This is a genomic window from Kitasatospora sp. NPDC093102 (assembly GCF_040683915.1).
GTDB lineage: Bacteria > Actinomycetota > Actinomycetes > Streptomycetales > Streptomycetaceae > Kitasatospora.
This window is the reverse complement of record NZ_JBFBFA010000035.1, coordinates 40607-51819: the sequence shown is the minus strand read 5'-3', so window position 1 is coordinate 51819 and position 11213 is coordinate 40607. Positions and strand designations below refer to the sequence as shown.

9 protein-coding genes are annotated in these 11213 nt (G+C 72.0%); 5 read left to right on the top strand and 4 right to left on the bottom strand.

The features are described 5' to 3' along the window. The first annotated feature begins 49 nt into the window (after positions 1-49). Positions 50-1051 (top strand): ornithine carbamoyltransferase, encoded by a 1002-nt coding sequence (gene argF / locus AB0O11_RS30175; protein WP_363393301.1) that lies wholly within the window; start codon positions 50-52, stop codon positions 1049-1051. A gap of 78 nt (positions 1052-1129) precedes the next feature. Here argF and AB0O11_RS30170 read toward each other — a convergent pair whose 3' ends face one another. From AB0O11_RS30170 to AB0O11_RS30160, 3 genes are all read right to left on the bottom strand, one after another. Next, positions 1130-1663: a superoxide dismutase family protein gene (locus tag AB0O11_RS30170; RefSeq protein WP_363393298.1), complete on the bottom strand. Its 534-nt coding sequence runs from the start codon at positions 1661-1663 to the stop codon at positions 1130-1132. 157 nt (positions 1664-1820) lie between these two features. Next, entirely contained in the window at positions 1821-2240 is a 420-nt protein-coding gene (locus AB0O11_RS30165; RefSeq protein ID WP_224285453.1) for a type II toxin-antitoxin system VapC family toxin, read from the bottom strand. A gap of 215 nt (positions 2241-2455) precedes the next feature. After that, on the bottom strand, positions 2456-2815 hold the full coding sequence (locus AB0O11_RS30160; RefSeq protein ID WP_363393295.1) for a hypothetical protein: 360 nt from the start codon (positions 2813-2815) through the stop codon (positions 2456-2458). Between the two features lie 30 nt (positions 2816-2845). Between AB0O11_RS30160 and AB0O11_RS30155 the strand changes: the two genes are divergently transcribed. From AB0O11_RS30155 to AB0O11_RS30140, 4 genes are all read left to right on the top strand, one after another. Continuing rightward, positions 2846-3880 carry a hypothetical protein gene (locus AB0O11_RS30155; RefSeq protein ID WP_363393292.1) on the top strand — a complete coding sequence of 345 codons (1035 nt, stop codon included), beginning with the start codon at positions 2846-2848 and terminating at the stop codon, positions 3878-3880. After that, positions 3877-4032: a hypothetical protein gene (locus AB0O11_RS30150; protein ID WP_363393289.1), complete on the top strand. Its 156-nt coding sequence runs from the start codon at positions 3877-3879 to the stop codon at positions 4030-4032. The genes AB0O11_RS30155 and AB0O11_RS30150 overlap by 4 nt, the downstream gene beginning before the upstream one ends. 182 nt (positions 4033-4214) lie before the next feature. Then, on the top strand, positions 4215-6875 hold the full coding sequence (gene acnA / locus AB0O11_RS30145) for an aconitate hydratase AcnA (RefSeq protein ID WP_363393286.1): 2661 nt from the start codon (positions 4215-4217) through the stop codon (positions 6873-6875). 168 nt (positions 6876-7043) lie between these two features. Continuing rightward, positions 7044-8351: a glycoside hydrolase family 18 protein gene (locus AB0O11_RS30140; RefSeq protein ID WP_363393283.1), complete on the top strand. Its 1308-nt coding sequence runs from the start codon at positions 7044-7046 to the stop codon at positions 8349-8351. A 240-nt stretch (positions 8352-8591) separates the two neighbouring features. Here the strand turns inward: AB0O11_RS30140 and pepN are convergent, their stop codons facing one another. Continuing rightward, entirely contained in the window at positions 8592-11156 is a 2565-nt protein-coding gene (gene pepN, locus AB0O11_RS30135) for an aminopeptidase N (RefSeq protein ID WP_363393280.1), read from the bottom strand. Between the last annotated feature and the right edge of the window lie 57 nt (positions 11157-11213).

The window sequence follows — 11213 nt, the reverse complement described above, 5'->3', positions numbered from 1 at the left end:
CGTATAGACTTGCCGCTTTCCCGCAGTCCCGTCACCCCAGGAGCCCGGCATGGCCTTCAACCTCCGGAACAGGCACTTCCTCAAGGAGCTCGACTTCACGCCCCGGGAGTTCCGCTTCCTGGTGGACCTCGCCGCCGGTCTCAAGGCGGCGAAGTACGCGGGCACCGAGCAGCCCCGGCTGCGCGGCAAGAACATCGCGCTGATCTTCGAGAAGACCTCCACCCGCACCCGCTGCGCCTTCGAGGTCGCCGCCCACGACCAGGGCGCCACCACCACCTACCTGGACCCGGCGGGCTCGCAGATCGGCCACAAGGAGTCGATCAAGGACACCGCCCGGGTGCTCGGCCGGATGTTCGACGGCATCGAGTACCGCGGCCACGGCCAGGAGGTCGTCGAGGAGCTCGCCGAGTACTCCGGTGTCCCGGTCTGGAACGGCCTGACCGACGAGTGGCACCCCACCCAGATGCTGGCCGACGTGCTCACCATCACCGAGCACACCGTCAAGCCGCTCCCCGACGTCGCCCTCGCCTACCTCGGCGACGCCCGCTCCAACATGGGCAACTCGCTGCTGGTCACCGGCGCCCTGCTCGGCATGGACATCCGGATCGTCGCCCCGCGCGCGCTCTGGCCGACCGAGGAGGTGCAGAAGTCGGCGCAGGCCCTGGCCGAGACCACCGGCGCCCGGATCACCCTGACCGAGGACGTGGCCGAGGGCGTGGCCGACGCCGACTTCCTCTACACCGACGTCTGGGTCTCGATGGGCGAGCCCAAGGAGGTCTGGACCGAGCGGATCGAGCTGCTCAAGCCGTACCAGGTCTCCATGGACACCGTCCGGGCCACCGGCAACCCGGACGTGAAGTTCCTGCACTGCCTGCCTGCCTTCCACGACCTCGGCACGGTGGTCGGGCGGCAGATGCGCGAGGCGACCGGCATGACCGAGCTGGAGTGCACCGACGAGCTGTTCGAGTCGGCGCACTCCATCGTGTTCGACCAGGCCGAGAACCGGCTGCACACCATCAAGGCGGTGCTGGTCGCCACCCTCGGTTCCTGACCGGCCCGAGGACTCCTACGGCCCCCGGGAGCGGACGGTCCCCGGGGGCTGCGGACGGCCTTCCGGGCGGCTCCGGCCTCAGTCGGCCAGCTTGACGCAGGCCACCCGGTCGCCCGCCGCGTGCGGGCCGGCCGGGGTGCCCGCGTGCAGCACCAGCGAGCGCGCCCCGCCCGGCCGCGGCTGCCAGGCCACCGCGGTGGTGGCGCTGCCCCCGCCCTGCCCGTCGGTGCGCAGCACCAGCCGCAGCTCGTTGCGCCCGTTGGCGTACGCCGGGTCGGTGGACGGCTGCACCGGGTCGACCACGTCCTGGTAGTGCGGCCCGGAGGAGGCCGGGTCGGCCCCGCAGCCGCCGGTGTGCAGGTGCACCGGGAACTCGTGGCCGGGGGCGAGCCCGGAGGCCGTCAGGGTGAGCACCGTCCGCCCGGGCGCCGAGTGGTCGGTGACGATCCGGGCGTGCGAGCCGTACGGCACCAGGTCGCTCGCGTAGCTGATCGCGGCCGGCGGGACGAAGGCGGTGGCCGGGTCGAAGTCGGCCTCGACGAGGGTGACCGGCGAGGCGGTGGGGGCGACCAGGGCCAGTGGCAGCAGGGCGGCGGCGAGCGGAGCGGTCATCGGTCGGGCCTTTCGGGGGGCGGGGCGACGGGTCCCCCTGCTCAACGGCGTCGCTCCGGGAAGGACACCGCCCCGGGAAGGACGCCGCCCCGGGAAGGACGCCACCACCGAGGGCACCCCCGCCCGGGAGCGCCGCCGCCCGTGCGGGCCGCGAGCCTCAGGCGGGCGGCTCGCGCCGGATCCCCCGGATCTCGCAGCGCGGCCCGCTGGCCCGCATCAGCCGCAGGTCGGCGGTGACCAGCGGCACCCCGTACCGTTCGGCGACCGCGACGTACGCGGCGTCGTCCGGGGTCAGGTTGTCCTTGAGCTCCCAGATCCGGCCGAGCAGCGGCGCCACCTCGACCTTGCGGACCTTGTGGGCCGCCACCTCGGCGAGTTCGCCGGTGACTTCGGCGACCCGTTCGGCGGTCAGTTCCTTGGCCAGGTAGAGGCCGCGCAGCGACTGCATCACCTCGATCACGATGTGCTCGGGCGCCAGCCACTCGCCGTCGGCGGCGAGTTCGGCCCGGGCGGCCGCCCCGCGCGGGCCCTCGTCGGCGAGCGCCAGCACCAGCGCGGACGCGTCCACCACGATCACCGGCCGACCCCCTTCGCCATGCACCTCACCCGGCCAACCGTACCGGGGAGGTCCTCGGCCCTCCGGGCCGGATGCGGGGATGCGCCGCCGGCGGGCAGGGTGCGCTCCGGCCGCCGTCGTGGAACGGCCGGACCGTCTCCTCCCGTGACGACGTGGGGTCCGCGCCCCCTGCGCCCCATCGGACGCCTGGGCCTGGAAACCGGGTGACGACCCGGTCAGCTCCCGGCCAGCAGACCGGTCAGCAGCCCGGCCAGCAGGGAGGCGGCGTTGGCGGTGCCGGCGGCGATCCAGGGCAGCGGGTCGCGCGGGCGCAGACCGGCGAGCGGGCACAGCAGCAGCGCCTCGACGGCGCAGACCGCCGCCTCGCTGAGCGCGAAGGTCGTCCAGTACGCTGCCGCCGGCCCGTCGGTCCAGTGCCGGAGGGTCCACCAGAGCAGTGGGTGCGTCACCAGGTTGACCAGGACGGCGGCCGCGGCCGCCCGTCCGGGGCGGACCCGTCCGACGCGGACGAGGGCGGCGGCGTAGACGGGGGTCTCGGTCAGCAGGGTGAGGGCGAGGGCCACCGGGTAGCGCACGGCGGGGATCGTGCCACGGAGAGGGGGAACGTGGCGACCACGAGCGCAGGCGCGGCCACGAACGTCGGCGTACCCGCGGCCGGGGGCACCGCCTGGCCCGCGCCCGGCCCGGCCGCCCGGCTGGGCGCCGCGCCGTTCGCGGGCTTCGCCCTGTCGGCCGCCCTCGCCCTGGCGCTGGCCCTGCGGGCGCCGACTGGCCTGGCGGTGCTCGGCCTGGCCGCGTTCGGTCTGCTGCACAATGTGCTGGAGCTGCGCTACGTGGCCGGCCGCTTCGCCACCGTCATGACCGGCCCGCTGCTGCGGCTGCTGCTGGCGCTGGTGACCGGCATTGTGCTGTGCCGCCTGCTGCCGCCCTCCCGGGCGTCCCAGGCGGCGGAGATCCTGCTCGCGTACGGCCTGCTGGCGGCCGCCTGCCGGTACGGGCTGCGCGGCCGTCCCCGGCTCCTGGCGGCGGGCGCGGTGCTGCTGGTGGCGGCCGGGGCGGCCTCGCTGGCCTTCCCCGCGTACCACTTCGTGGTGCTGGCCCATCTGCACAACGTGGTGCCGCTGCTGTTCCTGGCCGAGTGGTCGCGCCGGCTGCGGCGGGGGCGGGCCGGGTTCCTGGCGCTCCAGGCCGGCTGGGTGCTGGTGGTGCCGGCCCTGCTGCTGAGCGGTCTGCTGGACGGTCTGCTGTCCCAGCGCCCCGGCGGCTGGACGGACCGGCTGGCCGCCGCCTACACCCCGCCCGCCTGGCTGACACCGGAGGCGGGCCTGCGCTTCCTGGCGGTGTTCGCCTTCCTCCAGACCATGCACTACGTGGTCTGGGTCTGGTTCCTGCCCCGGTACGAGCCGGAGGCCGCGGAGCGCTTCGACGCCCGGGTGCCGGCGCTGCGCGGGGTCCGGGCCTGGGCGCTGGGCGCGGGCGCCGGCGTGCTGCTGGCGCTGCTGTTCGCGGTGGACTACGTCCAGGGCCGGTCGCTGTACGCGGCGTTGGCGAGCTACCACGCCTATCTGGAGTTCCCGGTGCTGTTGATGCTGGTTCTGGGCCTGGGCGCGAACCGGGCACGAACGGAGGAGAAAGAGTGACGACGATCCTGCTGGCCGACATCGCCCCCTCGCCGACCGGCGGTTCCGGTGGTGAGCTGGTGATGGTGCTGCTGATGGCGGCCGCGGTCGTGGCGGGTGCGGTCTGGCTGATCAGGCTGGAGCGCAAGCGGCGCGGCCCGGACGACGAGTGAGCCACGGCATGCACTATGGTTTATCTCGACATCGAGATAACTGCCTCTTAGGATATATCTCGACATCAAGATACTTGCCGAGAGGCGCTCGCCGGCGATGCGGCAAGGTCGACCTAAGTAAGGCTGACCTTACCACCGCGTGACGGCCGGATATCGCACGAAGCACCCAGAAGGAGTCAGTCGTGTCCGCGAACAGCTTCGACGCCCGCAGCTCGCTGCAGGTGGGCGACGAGTCGTACGAGATCTTCAAGCTCTCCGCCGTCGAGGGTTCCGAGCGGCTGCCGTACAGCCTCAAGGTGCTGCTGGAGAACCTGCTCCGCACGGAGGACGGCGCGAACATCACCGCCGACCACATCCGCGCCCTCGGCGGCTGGGACGAGAACGCCCAGCCGAGCCAGGAGATCCAGTTCACCCCGGCCCGCGTGATCATGCAGGACTTCACCGGTGTGCCGTGCGTGGTCGACCTCGCCACCATGCGTGAGGCCGTCAAGGAGCTGGGCGGCGACCCGGCCAAGATCAACCCGCTGGCCCCGGCCGAGCTGGTCATCGACCACTCGGTCATCGCCGACAAGTTCGGCACCAAGGACGCGTTCACCCAGAACGTCGAGATCGAGTACGGCCGCAACAAGGAGCGCTACCAGTTCCTGCGCTGGGGCCAGACCGCCTTCGACGAGTTCAAGGTCGTCCCGCCGGGCACCGGCATCGTCCACCAGGTGAACATCGAGCACCTGGCCCGCACCGTCATGGTCCGCGGCGGCCAGGCCTACCCGGACACCTGCGTCGGCACCGACTCGCACACCACCATGGTCAACGGCCTGGGCGTGCTGGGCTGGGGCGTCGGCGGCATCGAGGCAGAGGCCGCCATGCTCGGCCAGCCGGTCTCCATGCTGATCCCGCGCGTGGTCGGCTTCAAGCTGACCGGCGAGCTGCCGGCCGGCACCACCGCCACCGACCTGGTGCTCACCATCACCGAGATGCTGCGCAAGCACGGTGTGGTCGGCAAGTTCGTCGAGTTCTACGGCGACGGCATCGGCTCCATCCCGCTGGCCAACCGCGCCACCATCGGCAACATGTCGCCGGAGTTCGGCTCGACCTGCGCGATCTTCCCGATCGACGCCGAGACCATCAACTACCTGAAGCTCACCGGCCGCGACGAGCAGCAGCTCGCCCTGGTCGAGGCGTACGCCAAGGAGCAGGGTCTCTGGCACGACCCGTCGCACGAGCCGGTCTACTCCGAGTACCTGGAGCTGGACGTCTCCACCGTCGTCCCGTCGATCTCCGGCCCGAAGCGTCCGCAGGACCGCGTCGTGCTGGCCGAGGCCGCCCAGAAGTTCGCCGAGGCGCTGCCGGCCTACTCCGCCGAGGCCTCGAAGCCGACCGCCGTCACCGCCCCCGACGGCTCGACCTACGAGATCGACAACGGCGCGGTCGTGATCGCCTCGATCACCTCCTGCACCAACACCTCCAACCCCTCCGTCATGCTGGGCGCCGCCCTGCTGGCGAAGAAGGCCGTGGAGAAGGGCCTGCACGTCAAGCCCTGGGTCAAGACCACCCTGGCGCCCGGCTCCAAGGTCGTCATGGACTACTACGAGAAGGCCGGCCTGCTCCCGTACATGGAGAAGCTGGGCTTCAACCTGGTCGGCTACGGCTGCGTCACCTGCATCGGCAACTCGGGCCCGCTGCCCGAGGAGGTCTCGGCCGCCGTCAACGAGGCCGACCTCGCGGTCGTCTCGGTGCTCTCCGGCAACCGCAACTTCGAGGGCCGGATCAACCCCGACGTCAAGATGAACTACCTGGCCTCCCCGCCGCTGGTGGTCGCCTACGCCCTCGCCGGCAACATGAACGTCGACATCACCAAGGACGCCCTGGGTCAGGACGCCGACGGCAACGACGTCTTCCTCGCCGACATCTGGCCGTCCGAGCAGGAGGTCGCCGACGTCGTCGCCGGCTCCATCGACGAGGCCATGTTCGACAAGGGCTACCAGGACGTCTTCGCCGGTGACCACCGCTGGCAGTCGCTCCCGGTCCCGACCGGCAACACCTTCGAGTGGGACGCCGAGTCCACCTACGTCCGCAAGCCCCCGTACTTCGAGGGCATGGCCAAGACCCCGAGCCCGGTGACCGACATCGCCGGCGCCCGCGTCCTGGCCAAGCTGGGCGACTCGGTCACCACCGACCACATCTCCCCGGCCGGCAACATCAAGCCGGGCACCCCGGCGGCGCAGTACCTGACCGCCAACGGTGTCGAGAAGCGCGACTTCAACTCCTACGGTTCCCGTCGTGGCAACCACGAGGTGATGATCCGCGGCACCTTCGCCAACATCCGCCTGCGCAACCAGATCGCGCCGGGCACCGAGGGCGGCTACACCCGCGACTTCACCCAGGCCGACGCGCCGGTGTCGTTCATCTACGACGCCTCGCAGAACTACCAGGCCGCCGGCACCCCGCTGGTCGTCCTGGCCGGCAAGGAGTACGGCTCCGGTTCGTCCCGCGACTGGGCCGCCAAGGGCACCGCGCTGCTGGGCGTCAAGGCCGTCATCGCCGAGTCGTACGAGCGCATCCACCGCTCGAACCTGATCGGCATGGGCGTCCTGCCGCTGCAGTTCCCGGAGGGCGAGAACGCCGACTCCCTCGGCCTGACCGGCGAGGAGACCTTCTCCATCACCGGCGTGACCGAGCTCAACGAGGGCCGCACCCCGAAGACCGTCAAGGTCAAGGCCGCCCGTGACGGTGAGGCCGGCAAGGAGTTCGACGCGGTCGTCCGCATCGACACCCCCGGTGAGGCGGACTACTACCGCAACGGCGGCATCCTGCAGTACGTGCTGCGCTCGCTGATCGGCTGAGTCCCGGCACAGGCCTGAGAAGGGGCCGGACCGCACTTCGCGGTCCGGTCCCTTTTTGCATGCTGCACCGACCGGGCCCGTCCTCTTGTGCGGTGAACGGCAGATGGACTAAACCTCTCTCTCATCTGGTCCAGACCATTTGACGCCGCTTCAGAGAACAGGTCCGGTATGCCCACTCGCGCCTCAGCCCTGCTCGCCGCCGCCACCGTCGCCGCGCTGCTCGCCGCCCCCGCCACCGCCAACGCCGCCGACGGACGGCACGGCCCGAAGCTGAAGGGCCAGCGGGTCGGCTACTTCACCCAGTGGGGCGCCGACAGCTCCGCCAAGCGGGTCCAGGAGTCCGGCCAGGCGGCCAAGCTCACCGTCATCAACTACGCATTCGGCAACGTCTCCGCCGACGGCACCTGCTTCGAGAGCAACGAGGCCGGCCAGGGCGACGCCCGCAACGACTACCAGCGCCCCTTCTCCGCAGCCGAGTCGGTGGACGGCGTGGCCGACGCGCCGGGCCAGAAGCTGAAGGGCCACTTCAACCAGCTGCGCAAGCTCAAGGCGAAGAACCCCCAGCTGCGCACGGTCATCTCGCTGGGCGGCTGGACCTGGTCCACGTACTTCTCCGACGCGGCCGCCACCGACCAGGCCCGCAAGAAGTTCGTCTCCTCCTGCATCGACCTCTACCTCAAGGGCGACCTGCCGGTCCTGGCCGACTCCCCGGAGGGCGGCAAGGGCGCGGCCGCCGGCGTCTTCGACGGCATCGACATCGACTGGGAGTACCCGGGCGGCGGCGGGGACGCGGGCAACGTGGTCCGACCCGAGGACGGGCGCAACTTCACCCTGCTGATGCGGGAGTTCCGCGACCAGCTGGACGCGCTGAGCGGCAAGAAGGGCAAGCGCTACCTGCTGACCGCCGCCGTGGCCGCCAACGAGACCGTCGCCGACCGGCTCGAACTGCCCGAGCTGAGCGAGTCGGTGGACTGGCTGAACGTGATGACCTACGACCTGCACGGCCCGTGGGAGGGCAAGGGCCCGGCCAACCACCAGGCCAACCTGTACTCCGACCCGGCCGACCCGGACCCGCGCCGGCGCAGCGCCGACACGGCCGTCACCCACTACCAGGAGCGCGGCCTGCCCTCCGAGCAGCTCGTCCTCGGGGCCCCGCTGTACGGCCACGCCTGGACCGGCGTCGCCCCCGGCAAGCGCGGCGGCCTCTTCCAGAGCGCCACCGCCTCCGCGCCCGACCACTCCTACCAGGAGATCAACGCGCTGCCGGGCAAGGTCTACGTGGACCGCGACCACGGCGCGTCCTGGAAGTACGACGGCACCACCTTCTACAGCTACGACACCGCCGAGGTGCTCACCCAGAAGGCGCGGTACACGCGCTGGAACGACCTGGCCGGCGTGATGGTCTGGTCGCTGGACGGCGACGACGCCCAGGGCAGCGCGATCGCCGCGCTGGACCGCGGCCTGCGCCGCGACTGACCGTCCCCCCCGCCCCGGCCCGGATGCGGCCGCTGTGCCTCGCCGAGGACGGCTGCGCCGGCTGGGAGGCGTACCCCGCGCAGGACGACCCGGGAGGCCTGGGAGGGGCACGACGGTGGCGACGCGATCCGGAAGGTCTACGTCCGAGCGCACTCCCCGCGCCTCGAACGGCCGTGGGCCCCGGCCGCTCCCTGGGTTCCAGGAGCGGCCGGGGCCCACGGCGTCAGGCCGTACGGTCCGTCAGATCCGGTCGCAGGCCTGCGCCCGCAGTGCGCGGGCCAGGTCGTCCCGGCGCTCCAGCACCAGGCGGCGCAGGGCCGGCGCGGCCTGCGGGTGCCCCGCGAGCCAGGCGTCGGCCTCGGCCAGGGTCTGCTCGTCGGCCTGGGCGATCGGGAAGAAGCCGCCGACGATCCGCATCGCGATCTCGATGGTCCGCTCGGCCCAGATCCGCTCCAGCAGCTTGAAGTACGGCGCCGCGTAGAGGGCGCTCAGGTCGCGCTGGGAGGGGATCGAGAAGCCCGCGGTGTTGGCCTCGACCAGGGCGCTCGGCAGTTCGTCCGAGTCGATCACGGCCGACCAGGCGGCGGCCTTGGCCTCCGCCGTGGGCCGGGCGGCCAGGCACTGGGTGTAGTGGCGCTTGCCGCTCGCGGTGTTGTCGGCGGCCAGTTCGGCGGCCAGCTCCTCGTCGGTGGCCTGGCCGGCCGCGGCCAGCGCGAGCCACAGCGACCAGCGCAGCTCCTGGTCGACCTCCAGGCCGTCGACCCGGGCGCTGCCGGAGAGCAGGCCGCGGACCAGGCCGAGGTGCTCGGCGCCGCCCGCGGTCTGGGCGAGGAAGCGGGCCCAGGCCAGCTGGTGGTCGCTGGCGGGGACGGCCTCGCGCAGCTCGCTCAGGGCGCCGTCGGCGAGCAGCCGGCCGCCCTCGCCGCGCCAGGCCGGGTCGGCGTACAGGTCGACGGCGGTCTTGGCCTGGGCGTGCAGCGACTGGAGCACGCCGATGTTGCCCTCCTGGCCGGCGAAGCGCAGCACCAGGGCGACGTAGTCGCGGGCCGGCATCAGGCCGTCCCGGGTGAGGTTCCAGACCGCGGACCAGGCGAGCGCGCGGGCCAGCTCGTCGTGGATGTCGCCGAGGCCGCTGCGCAGGTTCTCCAGCGAGTCCTCGTCGAAGCGGATCTTGCAGTAGGTCAGGTCGTCGTCGTTGAGCAGCACCAGCGCCGGGCGGGGCAGGCCGGCGGCCTCGGCGACGACGGTCCGGGCGCCGGTGACGTCCAGTTCGATCCGCCCGGTGCGCACCAGGGCGCCGTCGGCGTCCCGGTCGTACAGGCCGACCGCGATCCGGTGCGGGCGCAGTACGTCGCCGTCCTGGAGCACGGCCAGCTCGGTGATCCGGCCCTCGGCGTCGGCCGTGACCTGCGGGGTGAGCGCGTTGACCCCGGAGGTCTGGAGCCAGGCGGCGGCCCAGGCCTTGAGGTCCCGGCCGCTGGTCTCCTCCAGCACCTCCAGCAGGTCGCCCAGTTCGGTGTTGCCGAAGGCATGGCGCTTGAAGTAGCGGCGGGCGCCCTCGAAGAAGGCCTCCGAACCGACGTACGCCACCAGCTGCTTGAGGACGGAGGCGCCCTTGGCGTAGGTGATGCCGTCGAAGTTGAGCTTGGCGTCCTCGAGGTCCCGGATGTCCGCGGTGATCGGGTGGGTGGTGGGGAACTGGTCCTGCCGGTAGGCCCAGGCCTTGCGCTGGTTGGCGAAGGTGACCCAGGCCGAGGAGTAGCGGGTGCGGGCGCCGATCAGGCCGTAGGAGCCCATGAAGTCGGCGAAGGACTCCTTCAGCCACAGGTCGTCCCACCAGCGCATGGTGACCAGGTCGCCGAACCACATGTGCGCCATCTCGTGCAGGATGACGTTGGCCCGGCCCTCGTACGCGGCGTCGGTGACCTTCGAGCGGAAGACGAACTCCTCGCGGAAGGTGACGCAGCCGGGGTTCTCCATCGCGCCGATGTTGTACTCGGGAACGAAGGCCTGGTCGTACTTGCCGAAGGGGTACGGGTAGTCGAACTCCTCATGGAAGAAGTCGAGTCCGAGCTTGGTGACGCCGAGGATCTCGTCCGCGTCGAAGTACGGGGCCAGCGACTGGCGGCACATCGCGGAGAGCGGGATCTCCAGCGTGGTGCCGTCGGCCAGCTCGCGGCGGTAGTGGTCGCGGGCGACGTGGTACGGGCCGGCGACGACGGCGGTGAGGTAGGTGGAGATCGGCTTGGTCGGCGCGAACTCCCAGGTGCGGCAGGCGTCCTGCTCGGTGACGTTCTCGTGCGGGGCGTTGGACCACACGTCCCAGGCGGCCGGGGCGGTCACGGTGAAGGTGAACGGGGCCTTCAGGTCGGGCTGCTCGAAGTTCGCGAACACCCGGCGGGCGTCGGCCGGCTCGTAGTGGGTGTAGAGGTAGGTCTCGCCGTCCACCGGGTCGACGAAGCGGTGCAGGCCCTCGCCGGTGCGGCTGTAGGCGCAGTCCGCCTCGACGGTCAGCACGTTCTCGGCGGCCAGGCCGTCGACGTGCACCCGGGCGCCGTCGTAGGCGGTGGCCGGGTCGAGGGCGCGGCCGTTGAGGGTGACCGAGCGGACGGCGGGGGCGAGCAGGTCGAGGAAGGTGCCCGCACCGGGCTGGGAGCAGCGGAAGGCGACGGTGGTGGTGGAGCGGAAGGTGCCGGCCTCCCGGTCCGGGGCCGAGGTCACGTCCAGCCGGACCTGGTAGCCGTCCACGGCCAGGATGCTGGCCCGCTGCTGCGCCTCGTCGCGGCTGAGGTTCTTGCCCGGCACGGCGGTACTCCTTTGTCCGGCTCGCACGGTGGTGCGCCTGTGGGTGGTGCGGTCTCG

Coding starts and splice junctions, on each gene's coding strand:
- argF (WP_363393301.1), top strand. CDS start 50: ATGGCCTTCAACCTCCGGAACAGGCACTTCCTCAAGGAGCTCGACTTC.
- AB0O11_RS30170 (WP_363393298.1), bottom strand. CDS start 1,663: ATGACCGCTCCGCTCGCCGCCGCCCTGCTGCCACTGGCCCTGGTCGCC.
- AB0O11_RS30140 (WP_363393283.1), top strand. CDS start 7,044: ATGCCCACTCGCGCCTCAGCCCTGCTCGCCGCCGCCACCGTCGCCGCG.